Consider the following 22878-nt stretch of genomic DNA (forward strand, 5'->3'; position numbering starts at 1 on the left):
TTAAATCTCTTTTATTGTTACTAAAAGATAGATCATTATGTAATTTACAAGATGGAGGAAAAAACAGTGTGAACGATTTTCTCTACCAACTTTTCTCTTTTATTATAGCGTTTACAGTTTAAAGAAACAACAAGACTTGTATTCTAGCTTTTCATTTTTATCACGTGCGAAAAGTAAGTACATCATGTATGATTAGTAAAAAATGGAGAAATAGTGGTGATGTTCGAATGACGAAGAAAGTGCATGACTTTAATGATATTATTCGTAAACTCCGTAAGAACTTATTAGGAAAAGGACCTGAAAAAATACATACGGTCTTTGTGGAAAACATGGCGATTTCAACCATGTACGGAAATTTAACACCAACTGAAAAGTTCATCGCCCGAACGGCTGAAGGCAAGGAGATGGTGCATGCTGCAAGGACGCGTCTGATTCAGGATGTATACGCAACAGCTCCACCAGAGGGGTTAGAAGATGTGACTGGTGCAAAATTCGTTCATCTGTTCTCAGATTTCAAAGTGGATGAAGACATGGCAGTGTCTGTATTTGTTTTTGATAAACCGATCGCGTAGCGAAGGGGTGATTGTCTATGAAACCGATTGTGACCAAGCGCAGCATTCTGCAGATTAAGAACGGACTTGCAGTGAACAAAGAAGACACTATTGTAACCGAGCTTCCTGTAACAATTAAAATCAATGGAGAAGAATTTGTTACGATGGTATGCAGCCCTGAATACATTGAGGATATGGTCGTAGGTTATCTCGCCTCTGAAGGAATCATCCGAAACTATAAAGATATTAAAGACCTATGGGTGCAAGAAGACGGTAGCTTTGTGCATGTGACAACTGATCGCTTGAACCCGGTCTATCAAAATCTGCAGAATAAAAGATACATAACATCATGCTGTGGCATGAGCAGACAAGGCTTTGTTTTTGCGAATGATGCACGAACAGCAAAAACGATGAATGAAGTCAGGGTGAAAGTTACGCCTGAAGACTGCTTTCGATTGATGCGAGAGATGCAGATGGGAGCAGGTGTTTTTCAAGAAACAGGCGGTGTGCATAACGCCGCACTTTGTGATGTGAACGGAATCGTGCTGAGCCGAATGGACATTGGACGTCACAATGCCCTCGATAAAATCTATGGATATTGCTTGAAGAATGATATTTTCATAGGAAATAAGATTCTCGTGTTTAGTGGAAGAATTTCCTCTGAGATTTTGTTAAAAGTGGCCAAAATCGGCTGTGAAATCGTCCTCTCTAAATCAGCTCCCACAGAATTTGCTCTGCAATCGGCGGAAGAACTCGGAATTACGACGGTTGGTTTTGTAAGAGGAGATTCTATGAATGTGTATACACGCCCTGAGCGGATTGTTGTATGAGTCTAAGAGTTAACAGGCTGTTTTCGTAAACTTTGTTGCTTTTGGAAGTGTTCATTTCCGTTCCAGGCTTGCTCGCTTTCCACGGGGCAGGCGGTGAGCCACATTCGTACGTTTCACTCTTAAGTGTCTCACCTGTCTAGTTGCAGTGGCTAGCCCCTCGAGGTCAAAAGTTCAACGGTCAAGAAGGCAAAGTGCGCCTTCATAGCCCATTCAACTTTTGCTTGTCTGGGCTAAACGAGCCACTTCCACTTTTCAAACTGCCCGCCTGTCCCGTAGGAGTCTCGCACCTTCCACTCCAATCAACTGACAAAGATGACAAGGAGTAAAAAGCAACAATCTGTTAGAAAATAGCTTTCTATTAACATAATAATCAAAGAATAACTGTCCAAGTAGTTCTGACATATTGCGGAACTACTTTTTATTTTGAGAAAAAATGAACGAAATGGAATGTTCTTACCAATAGATAGTGAAAGGTAAAGGAGAGGTAAGAGTGGATACAAAAACAAAGTTTGAAGAACTTATACGACGTACACGATCTGGAAATAAGCATGCTTATGGAGAACTATATGAAAATACAGTGAAGGACGTGTATCAAACGGTTCATTTTTTACTAGACGATAAATCAGATGTTGATGATGTCGTTCAAGAAATTTATGTAGAAGTACTAAGAAATTTACATCGTTTCAACACAGACAAACCATTTCGACCATGGTTAAAAGGGATTGCGATCAAACAAATTTCTGCTTATAGAAGAAGGCGGTGGATCAGTTTTAGAAACTACCAAAAGATGTCTCAGCAACCTTCTGAGGTTGAAGATGATTTTTCTCCACAAGTTGTCGATGGCCTTTTAAATAAACAACTCGTTCAATTAGTAGAACAACTTCCGTATAAATTGAGGCAAGTCATTATATTACGCTATCTTAATGAGCATTCCCAAGAAGAAGTAGCATCTATTTTAAAAATTCCAGTTGGAACAGTTAAGTCTAGAGTTCATACAGCACTCAAGAAGCTGCGTAAACAAGAAGAGTTAGGAAACATTTTTTTAAGAAAGGTGGAGAATGTTTAATGGCACATGTAAACCAGTTAAAAACGGCACTGAATGAAGAGGCTAGGAATGTTTATCCACCACCTGAATTAAAAAACAGGGTTATGAGTCAGTTTACACAAAAAAGAAATTGGGGCATGAAAAGATATGTAGCTGCTTTCCTTGTTGCATTATTTATCATTCCAACGAGTGCATTTGCATATCAATCGTTGTTAGCAGACGGTCTATACGGTTCTTTTGCTAACGTGAAAAAACATGTGGCTTCAGCTACGTTAGAGGGTTACATGACTTTTGATGCAAAGCTATCAGAAGCAAAAGGAGAAATGGGTAAGGAAGAGTATGAGAAGTTTCGAGGATCATTAAGTGTACTGACAGATGCAAAACTTAAGTATGGTGATTCATTTGGTAATATTAATTATGACCTGATGCCTGAAGAAGAAAAAGAAAAGATAAGAGCAAATTCTTTTGTACTTCAACCTTATTTTGATAAATTGAACGGTGATGTTTCGAGCAAGGAATTGCTTTCATCCTATGAATACAAATTATTTATTGATGCGCTCATGACGTACGAAACCATTCTAGCAAAGGCAGAAATTGATACGAGTAAAGGACCCGTTGTCATAGATAATTTACCGGAGGAATATCAAGAACAATTTAAACTTACACAGAAATTTATACATAGTGTATACCAATTACAAGAAGAACAAAGACAATAAAATTAGAAAAAAGCAGTTCCGCCAATAATAGTGGAACTGCTTTCTTTGTTTTACCAACCACGCTCTATCCAATCGTTTTGAACGGGTGCTAATTCTTTCTTCTTTCCACGCTGATCACTTCCGTATACAGTATCTACATACCATCCTCTACCGTTTACAGATGCATCGGTTTCATAGAGGAAGCGGACAAACTTTGTTCCTTCAGGGAGCTTTACCTTTTCGCGATCCCATGTTTCTTCTTTTCCGGTATAGATGTTTGGTAACGTTGTCCACGTTTCATTATCACTTGATACTTGAACGGAACCTTTGTCACTTCCATCTTCAATACTGAACCAATGGTTAAAATGAAGAGTATCCTGATTTTTACCGACTTCAAATGTTAACCCTTTTTTCAGGTTATCGCCATATCCTGAAAACCAAGCTTTATCTCTATGATGAAGAGGAACCGAGATTGCATCCGCTGTAAGCTGTGCGACCTTGCGTCGAATCGGATTCATCGAGACTGTTGCACGAGAAGGATGGACACGATTCGTTAAGGTAAGTACAATCGTTTTATTCTTTGGTGAGACAACCATTGAGGTTCCGGTATATCCTGTGTGTCCCAGTGTTTCTTCATTACTGAGAGCATCCATATACCAACCTTGATTTAATTCCCAGCCTAGTCCATGTGAGTCGGTTGGAAACTGTGGGAGCTGGTTCTCTGTTAATAAGCTAACCGTTTCTGGCTTTAGAATCTGTGTTTTACCGTACTTTCCATCCTGTAAGATCATATGGCCGAAAATGGCGAGGTCTTTAGCAGTGGAAAAGACACCGGCATGTCCTGCAATGCCATCTAAACTCCACGCGTTCTCATCATGCACGCTGCCCCAAACCATGCCGCGTCCGATTGCTGGCTGATATTCTGTTGCTGCGATGCGGTTACGAAGATCTGAAGAAGGATTGTACATCGTATCTTTCATTCCTAGAGGTTCAGTGATGTTCTTTTTTACATAGTCATCGAGACGTTGACCTGACAATCTTTCAACTAAAACACCAAGTGTAATTAGATTTAGGTCACTGTATGTATACGTTGTCCCAGGCTTGTTTTTTAACCCGTACTTTAAAGCAATCTGCAATCGGTCCTCGCGATTTGATCCCATGTTGTATAGAGGAATCCAAGCCGTAAACCCTGAAGTATGCGTCATGATCTGCCGGATGGTTACGCTCTCTTTTCCGTTTTCATTAAACTCCGGAATATATTTTCCGACAGGATCATCTAGATTGAACTTTCCTTGTTCATAAAGTTTCATTGCAGCCGTTGTTGTGAAGAGTTTAGAGATCGAAGCGATATCAAAAATCGTGTCTTTTCTCATCTCAACAGGCTGATCCATTTCTGTGAACTGATCGTCTATGTATCGAGCGGAATAGCCATAGGCATCATGCTTTGCGATGCTTCCGCTTCTAGCGATGAGAACGACAGCGCCTGGCATGGTTCGTTTTTTCATCTCACTCTCAATAAACGAGTCGATTTGCTCTAGCGATTCTCTTTTCAGTGAGGCACTTTCAGGTGTTCCCCTATGTAGAACAGGTGATGATTGAGAGGGGTGATTCCAATCCCCATAATGTTTTCGATTATTTTGTTGAGATGGGGAGCCCTCTGCAAAAATGGCAGGAGTAAAACTGGATAACAACATGGCTGTACTTAGCATGGTACAAACTAAAACACGTTTTCCGCTCATTAGTCATTCTCCTTATTCTGAATATTCTTACACTTACTTACAGTAGCAATCCGTGGGTAAGGTGTCTATCACTCGGAAGTCCCATAGCATTTTGTACTAGTTGAATTGTAGAGAAATTGTAGGGGGTCTGACCCCGGGTCAGACCCCCTACAATTTTAAAGGAACTTTTCATCTTTTCTCGAATAGTTACAGTGGAGAAATAAGAGAGGAGACTACAGTCGTGTTCTTACAGCTAGCACCAGCTTTAATCACATTCTTGTTAACGGTCATATTTGCCCCTTTGTTAATCACAACGTTAAAAAAACTAAAGCTCACACAACCCATAAGAGTGGAACTTCCTCAAGATCATCAAGAAAAGAAGGGAACGCCCTTAATGTTAGGAAGTGTGTTTTTTGTTGGGATTTTCGTTGCTCTTTATTATTACACGACAAGTCCAGTCATGCTCTTTCTTGTGGCAACGTTTATATTGTTCAGTTTCATTGGATTTCTAGATGATTTTTGGAAAGCTTCCAAACAAGATCCTGGCGGGGTATCTGGAAAGACAAAACTAAAATTTCAGTTCGCGTTTACCATCGTTCTCTTATATGTAGGAATCGATCTTTTCGATATTGATACGAGCATACGGGTGACGGAATCTTTTAACATTGTTCTTCCTTACATCATCTACCTCATCCTGATCACACTGTTTATTGTCGGGACGGCGAATGCAATCAATTTTACAGACGGCATGGACGGGCTTCTTGGCATGGTGGCCATTCCTACATACTTCTTTTTCTTTGTAATCAGTGAGAATACGGAAGTGAAAGTCTTTTGCTTAGTGATGATGGCTACGATTTTAGGATTCTTAATATATAATCTGTATCCGGCAAAAGCGTTCATGGGTGACACTGGATCACTCGCTATTGGGGGAACCTTATCGTTTCTTGTCATCATTGAAAACGTTGAAATCTTAATTCCTATCCTGTTTATCATCTACCTCGCAGAACAGCTTTCTGTCATCATTCAAGTCGCTTATTTTAAACGAACAAAAAAGAAGTTGTTTCGGTTCACACCTATCCATTATCACTATGGAATCAAATATGGATGGTCAGAGAATATGATCGTTACGGTTTTTGCAATGGTTTCGTGGGCAGCGTGTGGCATTTGTCTCATCTATTATGAGTTATTCATGTAAAACTAGTTAAAAAGGGTAATCCAATACCCTTTTAAGCTAGTTTTACATTTTTTTGAAAAGGTTACGCGGTGGAAAACGGCTGATGAGGTGAAACCGAAGCATTTTCAGGTGGAACGAGGTTCCTTACAGGTGAAAGTAGAGACATTACAGGTTAATCCATGTGAATCTCAGGTGAAAACGCAGCATTTACCGGTGAACGTGTAACAAAAATCAAAACACGTACCGTAAAACAACGTAAACCATGCATCTTCATCCACCACATAACAAAACAAAGAGCAGACTCTAAAAATGGAGTCTGCCCTTCAATATAGGGATTGGCATCACAGTCAATTTTCTACCAAATCTCCTCAGCCCACTCTGGGTGGTCGATGAATGGGTTGCGGTTATGCTGGAATTGTTCAAAAATGATGTTGTTACGGTTTCGTTCCCAGTTATCAACCGGATCTTCTAAATGCCATTGAAGCAACACTGACATTTTTCCGTGATAAGGAGCCGTTCCGTTATTGACGTTGTTGTTGAGTTCAAGCTGTGGTTCACCGCTGTCCCCTTCATAACGAACAGCCATGTAAAACAACATACGGGCAACATCGCCTTTTACTGCGTCGCGTGGTTCCCATGAGTCGCTGTCATAGTAGTTACCAAGTGCTTCGGAATGCTGAGTGCCACCGTTATCAAAATCAAGATTTCCACGAGAGCTGTTTACACTTACATCCGTTGGGCGCAAGTGGTGAATATCCGTACCTGGACCCATGGCGGTTCCAAAATCACCATGTGACTTTGCCCACACATGCTCACGGTTCCAATCGTTTACGTTTCCACCGTTTGTTGATTTACTCTGTGAACGGCCTGTGTATAAAAGGATGACATTGTTGCTGTTGTTTGGATCTTGATCAGTTACTTTAAGTGCGTTCCATACGGCATCATAAGAGAGTTCTGTATGATCGTCGATGATATTGTGAAGAGCTGTTTTTAATGCTGCTCCCGTTTTTCCTTGAGCAGGATCGTAATATGATTCATCGAATGCTGGTGGGTCAGTAGGATCTGTTGGATCTGTCGGCGGATCTGTTGGTGTTGTACCAGATGTTTTTTCCATTACTGTTGGGTCTTTTAAACCAGCATGTGAGAAGTATGCTGCGAGACTTCCCGTTACTTTAATGGATTGACCTTTTAGAGTAGGGTTTGTTTTTAGACCAAACTGTGATCGGAAAGAAGTAGGAATCTGAACATACACCATGTTAGCTGTGTTTGTTTCAGTAGGACTATCTGCAAGAGCAAGTGCATAATCGTTTGGATAATTGCTTGTTACTACGGTAGTTGTTGCGGTAGGTTGTCCTACTACATAACCTTGAACTGTCTTTGTAGAGTTGTTCTGATTCGAGATACTTTGTGAAACTGAATAAGGACTAGTCCACGATCCATCGCCTGCAGCTTGAAGAGCTGGAATAAATGCTAACGTGCTTACTACTAAAGCAATTACAACTGAGAAAAGTGAAAGAAACTTTTTGTTTTCATGCCTTTTCATCATCAACGCCTCCATCCATTTAGTTTTTACCCCTTGTAGCTTGAATTTCTAGTTGTTTCACATATTTCAAAATGTTGGTGAAACAGGTTTTATTCTACAATACTTTTATTAATTTCATTTTACAGATTTGTAAAACGAGAAAACTAGCTACAAAGGGAGGAACTAAATAGGCGAAGAAAAACAGTTAAATGGACCTAAAATATGTGGTTATGTTCATTTTCACTTACTTTCTTACTGCGTAATACGGTTATGAAACCATCTAATATCTCATGACTGATTGTAAACCCTTTGTGTTGATAAAAAGATAGGGCGTCATCATTACCACTGGATACATAGATAAAATAATCATCCACTTCTTCAAAAGAAGAGAGCCAATCCATAGACATATTAAATAGTTTAGAACCCACTCCGTATTGTCTGTACTTTTCTTTTATATAAAACTGAGATAAACAGCCGACTGCTTCTCTCTGAACAGAATTCATGTCAAAGAAGGTGGCGAAATCATTGCGGTACACTCCTTTAAGAGAGATGTTTGCATACACATAGCCAACAAGCTCATTTCTATCTTTAACTACAACGATATAGTTATGCATGGCTTTATGTACAGATGGAACCATACGTGTGTCAAAATTCATCGTGTCAAATAGTTCAGGGCTCATAACCGCCTTTTCCTTTTGATATTTCATGAGTTCATTGCAGAGGTCACGGCAGACTTCAATCTCATGATCAGGAATAATCTCGTAGTTTAACTCCATTTTAAACACTCCCTTACGTAGTTCATTACGCTATAATTTTATTACATAGAAAGACGAAAACAAGTATGCAGTAATTTCTTACTAAGTCAGTAAAAACTGAGTAAAGGGGCCGTAATATGAGTGAGGACGGATTCATGAGAAAAGAAGATTGCCCGTTAACCTTTGCTCTAACACTAATCGGTAGTAAATGGAGACTTCCGATCATATGGGCATTGTAGAAAAATAAAACGATTCGTTATAACGAACTGAAGCGTCAGGTCGATGGAATTACAAACATGGTTTTATCTCAGTCTTTAAAAGAGATGGAAAAACAAGGTCTAATCGTAAGAAAGCAATTCATGGAGATACCGCCTAGAGTGGAGTATTCTTTAACAGAGGCAGGAGAAGCTTTGATTCCATCACTGAAATCTTTGGCAGAATGGGGAAAAGAGATGCAGATAAAGGTGAAAAATCATGTCTGAGTGTCCGTTATGTAAGGGTGACAACGCTTGTGCGATTTCAAACGAAAAGAACCCAGAATTCTGTTGGTGCATGACAGTTCAGATCCCATCTCAACTTCTTGAATGTGCTTCTTCCAATCGTGAAACGTGTATTTGCCAGACGTGTGTGGATGAATGGAATAAAAAGGGGTGCTGATTATTAAAGAATCAGCACCTGTATTTGTTCTCGGTTAAAAATCTTTATAGGAATCTCTTAATTGAATCATCTTGGAAAGAAGATCCTCTCCAATATCACTTTTAAACGCTCGATACACAGGCTCCCAACGCTTCGCCCACTCTCTTTTTTCTTTCTCTGTCAGGTAATGAATATGGATTGAAGAGTTTTTCTCGATTAAGTCAAGCTGTTCCTCGTTCATCGCAAAAGATTGTCTCTGGTTCAAGCGGGTAGCTTCGTTCATTGCTTCGGTTATGATTCTCTGTTGCTGCTTCGTAAGATTGTTCCAAAATTCCTCGTTCATGATTACAGCATATCCTAAAAATCCATGGTTACTTATGGTTAGGTGACTTTGTACATCAAAGAATTTTTTAGAATAAATGTTAGAAATCGTGTTCTCCTCACCATTTAATTCTTTAGACTCTAATAATCGGTACGTATCGTTAAAATCTAATCCAACAGCTTTTGCACCGACTAGATCAAATTGCTTTTGGAGTACTTTACTCGGCATGATGCGCAAGTTTTGTCTCTTTAAGTGATCGGGGTGTACGATAGGACCATCGTTCGTAGTTATTTGTTTAAATCCATTGATCCATAACGCGAGCCCTTTTATCTGTTTCTTTTCTAAGGATTGTAGCAACGTGTTACCGATGTCTCCGTTTAACGCTTTTATTATACTTTCAGAAGTAGGCATAGCATATGGAAGGTCGAGAACCTGCCACTTCGGTGAAAATGAACTTAGCTTTGTCGTAGCAGGTGCGATCATCTGTACATCTCCACGCTGCAACGCTTCTAGCTCTTCTTGATCGGAGTAGAGTCCACCGTTTGGAATCACTTCAATCTTAATCTGACCATTCGATTTCTCGTTTACTCGTTTTGCAAAACGCTGCGCAGCTAGCCCCTTAGGCGTATTCTCTGCTACTACGTGACTGAACTTGATGACGACTTGATCTTGAATACCTTTTTGATCATCATCAAAGGGAAGTGTGCCTTCTGCCATTTTTGTATGAAAACCAATCCAGATTGATACGGCTAGACCCGCAATTAGTATCAGCGCGATCCCAATGAACGATTTCATCATGAACTACCCCAAATCCGTTACTTTTTTAAATAGTCTAACATATTGAAATGGAAATGATACAATAGGGTCACTGAAAAGGAGGAGCTTGTAAATGACGATAAAACGATTACCCATTCGAACAAAAATCATGATCCTTACGTTTGGAATCGTGTTCTATGCTATCCTCATCGGCGGTGTCGTCATTATTGGGAAGATCCTCGATATTCAGGAAGAAGAGCTGGGTAAGCGGGCAATGATTACTTCCCGGACCGTAGCACAGCTTCCTGAAGTGAAGAAGTATATTCAGATAAATAAGGGCTGGAACGAGATAGAACCAGTCGTTGAAAAGATACGTGTCATTAATGAAGCAGATTATGTCGTGGTCATGGACATGGATCATATCCGTTATTCACATCCAGTTAAAGACATGATTGGAACGGTGTCTAAGGGAAGTGATGAAGGTGCAGCCTTCGCTGACCATACGTTTATCTCGAGAGCAAAGGGAGAGATGGGCACAGCCGTAAGGGCATTTGTTCCCATCAAAAATGATGAGTTGGAGCAGATTGGGGTTGTTGTGGTCGGTCATGTGATTCCAGGTTACTATGAAGTGTTTCACGATCTGACAGATGAGATGACTCTTATTCTGTTATTAGTTCTCTCGTTCGGTGTGATTGGTTCTTATCTGCTAGCTCGTCATCTTAAACAGCAGATGTTTTATTTAGAACCACACGAAATTGTACGAATGTTTGAAGAGAGAACTGCTACGTTTCACTCCATGCATGAAGGTGTAATCGCTATTGATAAAGAGGAGCTCATCACGATTTTTAATGAAAAAGCAAAAAGCATCTTCTCAGTGAGTGGAGAGGTTGTTGGTAGGCAGATTCGAGAAGTGATTCCAGATACGCGACTTCCTGAAATCATAGAACTGAGTCGACCTGTTTATAATCAGGAGATACGTGTAAGTGGGAAAGTGATCATGAGTAACCGAGTGCCGATACAAGTGAATAACAAGATCGTTGGAGCTGTTGCTATTTTCCAAGATAGGACAGAAGTTGCAAAGATGGCGGAAGAGCTAACAGGTGTAAAGGCATTTGTAGAAGCGCTTCGCGTTCAGAACCACGAACACATGAACAAGCTTCATACGATTGCAGGGCTTCTTCAGTTAGGCAATATGAAAAAAGCGATGCAGTATGTTTTTCAAATATCAGAAGAAAAAGGTTCGCTCACTCGTTTTTTAAATCAAAGGATTAAGAATGAGAGTCTAGCAGGTTTGTTGTTAAGCAAAGTCGGACGCGGAAAAGAACTCGGAATAAAAGTGGTTATTGATAATGAGAGCTCACTTAAAACGTTTCCCGATCAGCTCGATCAGCATGATTTTGTAACGATCATCGGTAATCTAATAGAGAACGCGTATGACGCTTTAAGAGGGATTCATGATGCTAGAATTGATGTTTCTATCGCTCAAGATTCAGAGACATGTGCCATTTTGGTCGAAGACAACGGTTGCGGCATGAGTCAGGAAGTTCAAAGCCACATGTTTGAAAGAGGATATACGACAAAAGGAAACAACGGGTCAGGAATTGGGTTGTACCTCATTCATCAAATTGTTGAAAAAGGGAATGGAGACATTGAAGTAATATCAGATGAACACCAGGGAACTAGCATTGTAATTGTATTTCCGATGAATGATAGAGGTGAAGATGATGAGTGAGATAAAGGTTCTGTTGATAGAAGATGATCCGATGGTCTTAGAAATAAACAAAGCATTTATAGAAAAAGTAAAGAAATTTAAGGTAATTGAGACGGCATCGAATGGAACAGTAGGACTGAAAATGATAAGAAAACATAAGCCAGATCTCGTCGTACTCGATATCTACATGCCAGAGCAGGATGGGAAGGAAACACTGCAGCAGATTCGAGCGGAGAAAATTCCAGTAGACGTTATCATCATTACAGCTGCCAACGACTTAGAGACCGTCCGTTCTATGATGCAGAACGGAGCGTTCGATTATATTATCAAACCGTTTACTTTTGAGCGTATTGAAAAGGCATTGAGCAAATATAGAACATATCACACTACCATGTCACCATCCGGAACAGCTACACAAAAAGATTTAGATAACCTTTTCTTCTCTGAAACACGTGATATTCCAGTTACGATGGAGCTTCCTAAAGGGTTGAACGAACTGACGCTTAAACAGATCGCAAGCTTCATAGAATCACAGACAGAAGCAAAGTCGGCAGAAGAGGTAGCTGAAGGAATAGGGATCGCACGAGTGACAGCTCGAAGGTATCTTGATTATTTAGTAAAAAGCGGAACGATTCAAATGGACATCCAATACGGTACGGTGGGACGACCTGTTAATCGATATGTTCTAAAAAAATAGTTGAAGACCAAAAAGACCAAAACGTCCAATAAGTTCTTAATATTCTAATAAATGAATGGAAGCGCTATCATTATTTTTATAAATGGTAGCGTTTTTATATTGGCTTGCTTAAATTGTGTGGAAATTGTCTGGGTCTGACCCCGGGTCAGACCCCAGACAATTTAACTCTCTAGAACTTCATTTTCAAACTCGAAAGGAGAAGAACAATGAAAAGGTTATTTAAGAACTTAACGTTTCAGGTTTTAACGGCTATCGCAGTAGGTGTACTTGTCGGACTCTTCTGGCCAGATTTTGGGAAACAGATGAAACCTGTAGGAGATACATTTATTAATGCCGTTAAGATGGTGATCGCACCGATTATCTTCTTAACGATCGTACTTGGCATCGCCAAAATGGGTGACATGAAAAAGGTAGGTAAAGTTGGCGGTAAAGCTTTCATCTACTTTGAAATCGTAACGACCCTCGCACTCGTGATTGGCTTAATTATTGTTAACGTGTTAAAACCAGGTGCAGGTTTGGACTTTAATAAGCTTGAAAAAGGGGATGTGTCTCAATACACGTCTGAAGAAGGCGGTAAGATCGATTGGATCGAGTTCGTTACACATATCGTTCCAAGCAACATGGTCGATGCATTTGCAAAAGGGGATATTCTTCAAGTACTTTTCTTTTCTATTCTTTTTGGTGTTGGACTTACGGCACTTGGAAACAGCGGAAAGATCATTATCGAATTCTTTGAAAAGTTGCTGAACGTCTTTTTCAAGATCGTCGGTTATATCATGAAAGCAGCGCCACTTGGAGCGTTCGGTGCGATGGCGTTTACCATTGGTAACTATGGACTAGAATCACTCGTACCGCTCGGGAAGTTAATGATTTCGGTTTACACGACGATGTTCTTCTTCGTTTTCATCGTGTTGAATGTGATCTGCAAGATGTATGGATTCAGTTTGTGGAAGTATTTGAAATTTATAAAAGAAGAGCTTCTAATCGTACTCGGAACGAGCTCTTCAGAATCTGTTCTGCCACGAATGATGAACAAGATGGAGAAGTTCGGATGTTCAAAATCTGTTGTTGGTCTTGTTATACCAACAGGTTATTCCTTCAACTTAGATGGAACATCCATCTACCTATCGATGGCAGTCGTCTTTTTAGCTCAAGTATTTGGCATCGATCTCAGTATTACTCAGCAGCTAACAATCATCGCTGTATTGATGCTCACGTCTAAAGGTGCAGCAGCGGTTACAGGCGGCGGGTTCATCGTTCTTGCATCTACACTTACGGCTATGCAAGTCATTCCTGTTGAAGGATTGGCGCTATTATTAGGAGTTGACCGTTTCATGAGTGAAGCACGTGCGATCGTCAATTTAATCGGAAACGGAATTGCAACAATTGTTGTTTCTAAAAGTGAAAATGAATTTGACGAAGGTAAAAGTGAAGAAGCCATTCAAGCGATGTACGAAAATAGAAAAATTGCAGTCTAAAAAAGGGAAGAGCTTTAGTCGAAACAGACTAGAGCTCTATCTTTTTGTTATGCTATTAAAAAAGTAGGATATGGAGGTAACACTTATGATTTGCAGCATGCTCAATATTAAATATCCAATCATACAAGCTGGTATGGCAGGTGGTCCGACAACTCCTGAATTAGTAGCAGAAGTAAGTGAAGCGGGAGCATTGGGAACACTTGGTGCAGGATATATGGCTCCTCAGCAAATAAAATCAGCTTTAGAAAGTATTCGGAAACTCACACGTTCACCCATTGCTGTGAACTTGTTTCTTCCCGATACAACTGACATGGATAAAGACACAATTCTAGCGATGCAGCAACACTTGAATACATATCGTAAAAAACTTGGAATTCCTGAGGTTCATGACATTCCAGAAACAGAGAATTTATTTGCGGAACAGCTCGCTGCTGTAATCGAAGCAGGCGTGAAAATAGTAAGTTTTACTTTTGATGCACCGTCTAAAAGATTAGTAGAGAAATTACATACTTCAGAAATAATCGTGATCGCAACAGCAACTTCTGTTGAAGAGGCGATCCATCTTGAATCCAATGGTGTAGATCTTATCGTTGCACAAGGTGCTGAGGCAGGAGGCCATAGAGGAGCGTTTTTAAGTGGTGGAAGTGAATCCATGATTGGAACGATGGCCCTTATTCCACAAGTGGTAGATGCAGTTTCTTGTCCAGTAGTTGCAGCGGGAGGCATCATGGACGGCAGGGGAATGGCAGCAGCACTTACTTTAGGAGCTTCAGCCGTACAACTGGGGACAGCATTCTTGACGGTAAAAGAGAGCGGAGCAAATAGCATTCATAAAGAAACCATTCTAACTAGTCGTGATACTGACACGAAAATCACAAAAGTCTTCTCTGGAAAAAGTGCTAGAGGTTTTAAGAATAAGATGATGATAGATTTGGAGAGGACTGTACGTGATGATGTACCTCCGTATCCATTGCAACACATCTTAACGTCTGATATTAGAAAAGAAGCGGCTATACAGGGAGATAAAGAAATGATGTCCATGTGGGCAGGGCAAGCATCAAGTCTAGCGAGAGAGAGTTCGGCTAGCGAATTAGTGAGGAGTTTAGTTGATCAATGTGACGCTGCCTTTCAAAAAGCTCCTTGGAGATAAAGTTATTCTATAACGGTCTATTTTCATCCAAGTACTAATAGAATTTGTATAAACTTATACAAATCTTATCAAGATCGGGGTGAAAATCATGGATTTTATGACCGATTTTGCACCGTACGTTGGTTTAGCTGTGGTTTTATATGCCATTCGTCATACGAATCGTGTTTCAAATAAGTACATTCCCATTGTTGCTCTTGTCTTAGGCGTCCTTTATGCCTTTTGGGAAGCAGGAGCGGTTACTCCAGAAGCTACATTAATCGGATTAAAATACGCACTTCTTGGAATAGGAACAGTCGCTGGAATTAAATATTCAGTGGAGAAAAACTTAAAATAAGTGTGAACGAAAACAGCGCTGTTATTCAGCGTTGTTTTTTAGTTGTACAAAATTAATATAAATATTAAACAAAATTTCAGTTAAATGTTTAAATACTTTAACTTATGGGAAATGAAAAATATCAAAGGATGTAAACAGGAGGGTGTTGCTATTATGAATATACGACATGAGCTTGAGAATAAGGTTTTAAATCGATTGCTTCAAAAAGATTCACAAGCCTTAAAACAAATGGTCGATTCGTATAGCACACTACTATATCAAGTCGCACTCCGAATTACTGGTGATAAGCGTGTGGCTGAACAAGTTTTATGCGATGTATTTCGCGACCTTTGGGAAAATCCTAGTCATTACAAAAAGGTCAAAGACAAATTTCTTTCCAGTTATTTAATAAAGCTTTGTAAATTAAAATGTGTCGATCATGAAGAGATTCACATCACTCGATTGTTATCTAAAAAGTCGAAAAATTATGTTGCGAACAACGCAACGGTTTGATATTATAAATACGCTTACATCTAATGTGTAAGGTAATGGAGAAAATACATGATCTGTACTTTTTCTATTTTACTTATAATGATGAATGAACGCTCTGCACGAGTATGTAGAGTTTTTAGACAACATTCTACAATGGACTTATTTGAAAAAATAAGTACTTTTGAATGTTGTCTTTTTTTGTGTCTTACATTAGGGTAAGTTTCATGAATGTTTAACTTTATTAACTTTATAGGGGGGAATTAAAAATGAAAAAGTCTAAAAATCGATGGCTCATTGCGCTATCAGCAGTAGGGATACATATCTCTATCGGCTCCGTATATGCATGGAGTAACTTTACGAATCCACTGATCGAAAAATTCGGGTGGACGGCATCACAAGTACAGATGACATTTAGCATTGCGATCCTATTCTTAGGTTTGTCAGCTGCTTTTTTAGGACATTTTGTTGAAAGACATGGACCGAAGAAAGCGGGATTACTTGCAGCCATTTTCTTTGGAATAGGAATTGCAGGATCTGGTCTTGCAGTTAATATTGGCTCGTTAACCATGCTTTACATTTTTTATGGAGTACTTGGTGGTATTGGACTCGGGGTAGGTTACATTGCGCCTGTTTCTACGCTGATCAAATGGTTTCCCGATCGTCGTGGGTTAGCCACTGGTCTTGCAATCATGGGGTTTGGTTTCGCAGCAGCGATCAGCTCACCGATTATGGACGCACTTATTAAATCTGTTGGAATTGCAAACACATTCTTTATTTTAGGAATTGCATATTTTGCTGTAATGACATTGTCCTCACTCTATTTGGACAAACCAGAAGAAGGATGGCTTCCTGCTGGTTTTAAAGAAAATGTAGAGAGCGGAAAAGTAAAAATTAAAAAAGACCTCTCACAACTAACAGCAAACGAAGCGGTAAAAACGCGCCGTTTTTATTATTTGTGGATCATGCTATTCATTAATGTAACTTGTGGTATTGCGATTCTTTCAGCTGCAAAACCTCTTGCAGAAGAGAGTATTGGATTAACAACTGCTGAAGCTGCAGCACTTGTAGGTGTTTTAGGATTGTTTAACGGTTTTGGCCGGATTGGATGGGCATCCATTTCGGACTATATCGGGCGACCTAATACATACACAACATTTTTTGTTTTGCAGATCGCTCTCTTTTTCATGTTGCCACAAACGTCATCATCCATTCTTTTTCAAGTGATGCTCGCCGTAATTTATACATGTTACGGAGGAGGCTTCGCATCGATACCAGCCTACATCGGAGACTTATTTGGAACAAAGCAAGTTGGTGCGATTCATGGTTACATTCTAACCGCATGGGCAGCAGCAGGTCTTGCAGGTCCACTATTTGCGGCTTGGATTAAGGATACAACGGGTTCTTACGCAAACAGTTTAACATTCTTTTCTGGATTGTTTATCGTTGCGCTCATCGTATCGATACTAGTTCGTTTTGATATGAAAAAGCTTGCGGCGAAACAAGAAAAATCCGTAGCCTAACTTAAAAAATGCAGTGTCTTCAGTGATGGGAAGACACTGTTTTTTTTTTTTTTGCACATTAGTGACACCAAGAGAATCTTTACCTTTTTAAAATGAGAGATTATGGTAAAATTGAGAAAGTAACTTACAATCAAAGGAGAACTTATGACACAAAAACAAGTGACGATCGCAGAACTAAACGCAGAAAACTGGTACGAATGCTGTTTTTTAGAAGTGGCAGATGATCAAGTGAGCCATATTGAACCGAACGCAGTGTCTATCGCTCAATCAAAATTTGAACCAAGCTTAAAGCCTTACGCTATTCTTTTGGAAGAAAAGACAGTTGGCTTTCTTATGTTCAATTCCATGAAAGAAGAATTAGATGGGTATTGGATTTATCGAATTATGATCGATAAAAATTATCAGCAAAAAGGAATTGGCAAAATCGCCACCCAATTAATGATTGATGAGATGAAGACTTTATTAGATGCTAAAGTAATTGTAGTAGGGTATCATCCTGAAAATAAAGGCGCTCATCAATTGTATGAAAGCTTAGGCTTTGTTGATAAAGGTGATAGATTTGGCAAGGAAATGGCAGTTGTATTAGAGGTATAATACATATAGGGTGTTGGCAAAAACTTCTGAAATCTTAACTTACCCACAAATTTTTAGTAATTTCTTTCGAATAATTAATGTTGAGTATATAAAAGTTTCAAAATGGTTGAACTCTAATCTTCGTTAGAGTTCTTTTTGTTTTGTTTCATCACGAGAGGGAACGTTTGATATGAAGGAGTGAATACAATAGATGAGAAGATCAGAACGCAAGAAGTCAAACAAGAGAAATGTCGTTTTATTCAGTGCGTTAGGAGCTGTTCTTTTAGCCCTATTATTCTTGCCAAAAGATGCGCTATTAATGGGCAGTGAAGAAGAGCCGAAGAAAGAGGAAACAAATAAAGAACCAAAACATAAAGTGGTAAAACTTCAACCTGATAACGAAAGTGCTTATGAAGACGAGGAACGTGAAAAGAAAGAAGCTGACAATCAGGATAAGACCAAGAAACAAGAACCTTCTGAAGAGATTGGCATAGATCCTGAAAAAGAAGCAGACAAAAAGACAAAAGCAGAAAAAGCTGAAGCAGAAAAGAAAAAACAACAAGCTTCAGGAGATAAACCTGTTTTAAACGAGCCAATCGGTACTTCTCAAACAGGCACTCATACGTCAAGTTATGATGAAGGCAGCGTGGATTGGAATGAAAAACTGAAAGCGATTCGTCTTGCTACAGGTCTTGATGAAAACATGACTGTGTGGAAGATTGCTAACGGTGGTGGACCACAGAAATCAATTGCAGAAGTAAGTCCGAACAAAAAGCCTAATGAAAAATATACGGTTAACCTTGAATGGGTGGATGAAAAAGGCTGGATGGTAACGAGTGTTCAGAAGTAGTTTCTGAAGAAGTGGACAGTAAAATGTTGAAACTGGACAGTAAATGAAGATAACTGGACAGTAAAACCTCAAAAGTGGACAGTATTTTGTATGAACTGGACAGTAAATCTTTTTCTTACAATCGATACACCACAACATTCTAAAGAAAAGCTGGCTCAGCGCGTTCAATTTGAACGATTTGCTGTGCCAGCTTTTTCATTTACTTACTTTTTCTTCGCTTTTATTAGAAAACGGTGCTGTTTCACTTCAAAGTATCCATTTAATTGAATGTGTTCATGAATGTTATGGAGTTCATCAATAGAATCATTTAGTTTAAAATCTGGCACCTGCCAAGGTATGGCATCTAAATAATACAGCAGGGCACCCATATCATAAAAACGCTGAACAGGAAATTCTTCTTTTGACTCCAATACCTCAAATCCATTTTCTCGCAGTTCATTTTCAGCAAAACGCAAATTCCAATGTGAAAATTCCTCATTAATAGGATAGCCAAGACATGTATTAATTTCAGCACAATCTGAACCACCAACCTGTTGTGTAAGAAAAATCCCGCCATCTGTTAATGTACGTTTTACTTCATGTGGAGAGTAGGATTCGTGTTTATTAATGATAAGGTCAAACGTATGATCTTCAAAAGGAAGAAGATCGTCCTCGTCGATTTGAAACACTTTCACACCAAGAGGTTCAAGACGTTCTTTTGCGATTGGAACGTTTGGAAGATATCCTTCTGTTGCACAAACTACTGCTGGAAATGGTTGAAGCTTAGACAAAAGTTCTCCACCTCCAGTGCCCATGTCAAGTATCGATGACACTTTTCCGATGAGCGGGGTCACCATACTGCCATATGACCAAGAAAGCATTCCACTTGCCATTCGACCAGATTCAGTTATATATGAAAAATCCCACCCTGAGAATGGTTTCTCAACTTCTTTAATATACATATCAAAATCTACATCATTTTTCATACGTGCACCTCCAAAATTTTTATCTTTAAAAAATGAACTTACCTATTTTGTTGGAGGTCCTCTAGGATAATAGCCGTTTTATATCTCGTGCTCATAATGATTCATTATGTGTTCTCCTCATACCAGCATTAATGTCTTTTAAAAAAATTCTTCAAATCAATCCCATTTCCTTCCTAATCATAAAAAATAGAGGGGAATTTGTCGTGTTGTCGAAAATAGGCAAAGAAGTAAGAATGAGAATATGGGGAGGGTATTATGACACATCACGCTATGAAAATGTACGTTTATCACGTATAGACAAACGACGAGCTATTCAATTGGTAATCAGCAATTAGAAATGAAGTGTATCACCACACAGTGCAGAGTGTTACCCCAACCATCTCGAAATTAGTTTCATATATGTACATCGTTTCAAGAATAATTGCATCTTAAAGCTCTACACATACCATTCATCATGGAGAGATAAATGAAGAAAATAGTAATATACACGAGTTTTGTAATCATCTTATTGATCGGATTGGCATACAGCGGTTTAAAGTTAAGCAGTTCGAGAGACTTTCAATTTTTCGGAGGTTTAGTAACAAGGGCAGATACTTCTGAAAAAGTAGTCGCCTTAACGTTTGATGATGGACCTACAGATCAAACAGATGAAATCTTAACGATATTAAAAGAAGAGGAAGTTAAAGCCACTTTTTTTGTAACTGGGAGAGAGGTTGAAGAGAACCTGAAAGAAGCAAAAGAAATAGTTGCAGAAGGACATGAGCTCGGAAACCATTCCTATTCTCATGAGCGAATGGTTTTGAAAACTCCGTCTTTTATTCGTAATGAGATTGAGTCAACAGATAAGCTGATCCGCAAAGCTGGATATGAGGGGAAGATTCAGTTTCGTCCACCATATGGAAAAAAGTTAATTGGACTTCCGTACTACTTGAATAAACATGATCGAAAAACCATTCTTTGGAACATAGAGCCAGAAACCTATCCAGAAATAGCATCAGATTCTACAAAAATAGTAAAGCATGTTAGTGAAAATATTCAGCCTGGTTCAATCATTCTGTTGCATGTGATGTATGATAGCCGCCGAGAATCGATGAAATCTGTAAAGGGAATCATTCAGGAGTTGAAGGGAAAGGGATATACCTTTAAAACGGTGTCTGAACTGGTTGAATAAAAATAGAGGAGCTCACCTTTTTCAGTGGCTCCTCATTCTAAACCAATATTATTTGGAAACAAGTACAGGTTGATGTGCGTTAGAAACTACTTTTTGACTAACGCTTCCTAAGAAAAACTTTTTAAATCCGCTATGGCCCCGATTACCGATGACGATGAGATCGATGTTATGGCTATCCGCATATCCACAAATCGTGGTAGTTGGATCACCGTGCAAAATGGCTGACGTTGTCTTTATATCAGGATCAACACGTCCTAACGCTCTGTTTAGGATTTCTTCGCCATGACTTTGCTCCAAAATTTCCGCTTTTTGTACTTCGACAGTCGAACTCGCAACACCGCCTGGGTGAACACCACCGTATAACGGCAGAGCCATTTCATTGGTCACATAAAGCAACGTTAAATCAGCACCCGTGTGCCGTGCAATCTCATTTCCGTTATGAAGAGCCGTAAAACTTCCTTCAGAGCCGTCAAAAGCAACCAGAATCTTGGTATACAACATCACGTTGATCTCCTTTCTTGCAGATTTGGCAACTTGTAGAAAACGGTCACCTTATAAAACCTTTACCCCTTGAAATTTTACGTAAACAAAATACAGACTTTCTGTCACAAAGTAAAAGTCAGTTTCGTCATGTTTGTAAAATCAGAAAGTGGTGATGATACATGAATACATTTGATGTGGCGATTGTTGGTGGTGGTATTGCCGGTTTGACGTCTGCGGTGTATTTAGCACAAGCAGGAAAGTCTGTCTTAGTACTTGAGAAAGCTAGCCAATTAGGAGGTCGTGCACAAACCATCTCTAAAAACGGAGCACTATTCAACTTAGGTGGGCATGCATTATATAGAGGAGGAGCAGCTGAAGAGATTTTAAATGAGTTAGAAGTAAATGTATCTGGAGGAGTTCCTGATACCAATGGATACGCGATCTGGAATGATAAACTTTTTGAACTGCCAGGATCATTAGGAGCAATGGTCAAAACAAAACTTTTAACATGGTCTAATAAGACGGAATTGGTAAGAGTTATGTTAAAGCTAAAAACGATTGACGCTGCATCGATTCCTCACATGAGTTTACGAGATTGGGCTGAGAAAGAAATTAAAAATCCCATGGTCCGTAACATCTTTTACGCATTGACCAGAACATCAACATATTGCATAGATTACGATCAGCTATTAGCGAATGCAGCTATCCAACAAGTTCAACAAGGTCTGAAAGGAGTCCTTTATGTAAACAATGGTTGGCAATTCATCGTAGAAAGTCTTCGCAATAAGGCTTTGACTGCTGGAGTAACCATTTATACAAACAAGAAGATTTCTTCTATTGATTATGGAATTACACATCAACTCTTCTGTTCAGATGGAGAAACCTTCGAAGTTTCAAATGTCCTACTAACAACAGGACCTGAGCAATCAATGAAACTGGTGAAGAATGCAGAAGGGACATTACTAGAAAAGTGGAATCAACAAGCTTCTCCCATATATGCTGTATGCCTAGACGTAGCTTTGAAAAAACTCCCTAAATCAAATCATCACTTTGCTATAGGAATCGATCAGCATATTCTGTTCTCTAATCACTCTCGAGCGTGCTCATTAAGCGACGATGGGAAGAATGTTATTCAATTAATAAAATATTTAGGAACGAATCAAGAGGGCAGTGCAGATTGTCATAAAAAAGAGCTTGAATGTTTTCTGGATCTCATGCAGCCGGGATGGAGAAAAGAACTTGTCGCTCAGCAGTTTTTACCAAGAATGATAGTAATGCAAGACATGACCAGCATCAAAGACATTCGATATTTTGGTCCGAGTATCCCCGAAATACCGGGACTCTACATTGCAGGAGACGGGGCAGGACATGGAGAAATGTTGGTGGACGCAGCATTTGCTAGTGCTAAAAGAGCAGCAAGAGCTATTGAACAGAATACAGGATTAAATCGTTTGCGAAAGGAGGCTTAATG

At 39.4% G+C, this 22878-nt stretch carries 25 protein-coding genes; 19 read left to right on the plus strand and 6 right to left on the minus strand.

What is annotated here, in order from left to right; all coding sequences use genetic code 11:
* Positions 1-227: 227 nt before the first annotated feature.
* The 4 genes from ABE65_RS05295 (at position 228) to ABE65_RS05310 (ending at position 3142) form a co-directional block, all read left to right on the plus strand.
* Positions 228-572 carry a Na-translocating system protein MpsC family protein gene (locus ABE65_RS05295; RefSeq protein ID WP_066392122.1) on the plus strand — a complete coding sequence of 115 codons (345 nt, stop codon included), beginning with the start codon at positions 228-230 and terminating at the stop codon, positions 570-572.
* 17 nt (positions 573-589) lie between these two features.
* Complete coding sequence (fdhD, locus tag ABE65_RS05300; protein ID WP_066392124.1) at positions 590-1381, plus strand: formate dehydrogenase accessory sulfurtransferase FdhD; 792 nt, start codon at positions 590-592, stop codon at positions 1379-1381.
* A 490-nt stretch (positions 1382-1871) separates the two neighbouring features.
* A complete protein-coding gene (locus ABE65_RS05305; RefSeq protein WP_066392126.1) occupies positions 1872-2447 on the plus strand; it encodes a sigma-70 family RNA polymerase sigma factor in 576 nt (191 codons plus the stop codon).
* Positions 2447-3142: a DUF3600 domain-containing protein gene (locus ABE65_RS05310; protein ID WP_066392128.1), complete on the plus strand. Its 696-nt coding sequence runs from the start codon at positions 2447-2449 to the stop codon at positions 3140-3142. The genes ABE65_RS05305 and ABE65_RS05310 overlap by 1 nt, the downstream gene beginning before the upstream one ends.
* A 50-nt stretch (positions 3143-3192) precedes the next feature.
* Here ABE65_RS05310 and ABE65_RS05315 read toward each other — a convergent pair whose 3' ends face one another.
* Positions 3193-4860 (minus strand): serine hydrolase domain-containing protein, encoded by a 1668-nt coding sequence (locus ABE65_RS05315; RefSeq protein WP_066392130.1) that lies wholly within the window; start codon positions 4858-4860, stop codon positions 3193-3195.
* A gap of 220 nt (positions 4861-5080) precedes the next feature.
* Here ABE65_RS05315 and mraY point away from each other — a divergent pair, with 220 nt between their 5' ends.
* Complete coding sequence (gene mraY, locus ABE65_RS05320; protein ID WP_066392131.1) at positions 5081-6034, plus strand: phospho-N-acetylmuramoyl-pentapeptide-transferase; 954 nt, start codon at positions 5081-5083, stop codon at positions 6032-6034.
* A 334-nt stretch (positions 6035-6368) separates the two neighbouring features.
* Here the strand turns inward: mraY and ABE65_RS05325 are convergent, their stop codons facing one another.
* Together ABE65_RS05325 and ABE65_RS05330 are read right to left on the minus strand one after the other, a co-directional pair.
* Positions 6369-7559: an endonuclease gene (locus ABE65_RS05325; protein WP_419471034.1), complete on the minus strand. Its 1191-nt coding sequence runs from the start codon at positions 7557-7559 to the stop codon at positions 6369-6371.
* Positions 7560-7750: 191 nt separating this feature from the next.
* Entirely contained in the window at positions 7751-8311 is a 561-nt protein-coding gene (locus tag ABE65_RS05330; protein WP_066392134.1) for a GNAT family N-acetyltransferase, read from the minus strand.
* 230 nt (positions 8312-8541) lie between these two features.
* Between ABE65_RS05330 and ABE65_RS22170 the strand changes: the two genes are divergently transcribed.
* The gene (locus ABE65_RS22170) at positions 8542-8772 is read left to right on the plus strand and encodes a winged helix-turn-helix transcriptional regulator (RefSeq protein ID WP_269148793.1); all 231 of its coding nucleotides are present in this window, start codon (positions 8542-8544) and stop codon (positions 8770-8772) included.
* On the plus strand, positions 8765-8947 hold the full coding sequence (locus ABE65_RS22385) for a cysteine-rich CWC family protein (RefSeq protein ID WP_082861300.1): 183 nt from the start codon (positions 8765-8767) through the stop codon (positions 8945-8947). The genes ABE65_RS22170 and ABE65_RS22385 overlap by 8 nt, the downstream gene beginning before the upstream one ends.
* Before the next feature lie 34 nt (positions 8948-8981).
* Here ABE65_RS22385 and ABE65_RS05340 read toward each other — a convergent pair whose 3' ends face one another.
* A complete protein-coding gene (locus ABE65_RS05340; RefSeq protein ID WP_066392135.1) occupies positions 8982-10043 on the minus strand; it encodes a DctP family TRAP transporter solute-binding subunit in 1062 nt (353 codons plus the stop codon).
* A 94-nt stretch (positions 10044-10137) separates the two neighbouring features.
* On the opposite strand from ABE65_RS05340, the gene ABE65_RS05345 reads away from it, so the two are divergent.
* The 9 genes from ABE65_RS05345 to ABE65_RS05385 all read left to right on the plus strand — a co-directional run bounded on the left by ABE65_RS05345 (position 10138) and on the right by ABE65_RS05385 (position 18788).
* Entirely contained in the window at positions 10138-11736 is a 1599-nt protein-coding gene (locus tag ABE65_RS05345) for an ATP-binding protein (protein WP_066392137.1), read from the plus strand.
* On the plus strand, positions 11729-12412 hold the full coding sequence (locus ABE65_RS05350) for a response regulator (RefSeq protein WP_269148782.1): 684 nt from the start codon (positions 11729-11731) through the stop codon (positions 12410-12412). The genes ABE65_RS05345 and ABE65_RS05350 overlap by 8 nt, the downstream gene beginning before the upstream one ends.
* Positions 12413-12618: 206 nt before the next feature.
* Positions 12619-13890 (plus strand): C4-dicarboxylate transporter DctP, encoded by a 1272-nt coding sequence (gene dctP, locus ABE65_RS05355; protein ID WP_066392139.1) that lies wholly within the window; start codon positions 12619-12621, stop codon positions 13888-13890.
* A gap of 85 nt (positions 13891-13975) precedes the next feature.
* Entirely contained in the window at positions 13976-15040 is a 1065-nt protein-coding gene (locus ABE65_RS05360; protein ID WP_231887854.1) for an NAD(P)H-dependent flavin oxidoreductase, read from the plus strand.
* An 88-nt stretch (positions 15041-15128) separates the two neighbouring features.
* Positions 15129-15374, plus strand: a complete 246-nt coding sequence (locus ABE65_RS05365) for a phage holin family protein (protein ID WP_066392143.1) — start codon at positions 15129-15131, stop codon at positions 15372-15374.
* A gap of 153 nt (positions 15375-15527) precedes the next feature.
* A complete protein-coding gene (locus ABE65_RS05370; RefSeq protein WP_066392144.1) occupies positions 15528-15866 on the plus strand; it encodes an RNA polymerase sigma factor in 339 nt (112 codons plus the stop codon).
* A gap of 245 nt (positions 15867-16111) precedes the next feature.
* Positions 16112-17365: an L-lactate MFS transporter gene (locus ABE65_RS05375; protein WP_066392145.1), complete on the plus strand. Its 1254-nt coding sequence runs from the start codon at positions 16112-16114 to the stop codon at positions 17363-17365.
* Between the two features lie 144 nt (positions 17366-17509).
* Positions 17510-17959 carry a GNAT family N-acetyltransferase gene (locus ABE65_RS05380; protein ID WP_066392148.1) on the plus strand — a complete coding sequence of 150 codons (450 nt, stop codon included), beginning with the start codon at positions 17510-17512 and terminating at the stop codon, positions 17957-17959.
* Between the two features lie 190 nt (positions 17960-18149).
* Positions 18150-18788, plus strand: a complete 639-nt coding sequence (locus ABE65_RS05385) for a YrrS family protein (RefSeq protein ID WP_066392149.1) — start codon at positions 18150-18152, stop codon at positions 18786-18788.
* Between the two features lie 203 nt (positions 18789-18991).
* On the opposite strand, the gene ABE65_RS05390 is transcribed toward ABE65_RS05385, so the two are convergent.
* Entirely contained in the window at positions 18992-19753 is a 762-nt protein-coding gene (locus ABE65_RS05390) for a class I SAM-dependent methyltransferase (protein ID WP_066392152.1), read from the minus strand.
* A gap of 203 nt (positions 19754-19956) precedes the next feature.
* Between ABE65_RS05390 and ABE65_RS22310 the strand changes: the two genes are divergently transcribed.
* Positions 19957-20088: a hypothetical protein gene (locus tag ABE65_RS22310; RefSeq protein WP_269148783.1), complete on the plus strand. Its 132-nt coding sequence runs from the start codon at positions 19957-19959 to the stop codon at positions 20086-20088.
* Between the two features lie 131 nt (positions 20089-20219).
* Positions 20220-20924 (plus strand): polysaccharide deacetylase family protein, encoded by a 705-nt coding sequence (locus ABE65_RS05395; RefSeq protein WP_066392153.1) that lies wholly within the window; start codon positions 20220-20222, stop codon positions 20922-20924.
* A gap of 48 nt (positions 20925-20972) precedes the next feature.
* On the opposite strand, the gene ABE65_RS05400 is transcribed toward ABE65_RS05395, so the two are convergent.
* The gene (locus ABE65_RS05400; RefSeq protein WP_066392156.1) at positions 20973-21425 is read right to left on the minus strand and encodes a universal stress protein; all 453 of its coding nucleotides are present in this window, start codon (positions 21423-21425) and stop codon (positions 20973-20975) included.
* Positions 21426-21586: 161 nt separating this feature from the next.
* Here ABE65_RS05400 and ABE65_RS05405 point away from each other — a divergent pair, with 161 nt between their 5' ends.
* Positions 21587-22876: a phytoene desaturase family protein gene (locus ABE65_RS05405; RefSeq protein ID WP_066392157.1), complete on the plus strand. Its 1290-nt coding sequence runs from the start codon at positions 21587-21589 to the stop codon at positions 22874-22876.
* Positions 22877-22878: the final 2 nt, after the last annotated feature.

The sequence above is a fragment of the Fictibacillus phosphorivorans genome, from assembly GCF_001629705.1.
GTDB lineage: Bacteria > Bacillota > Bacilli > Bacillales > Fictibacillaceae > Fictibacillus > Fictibacillus phosphorivorans_A.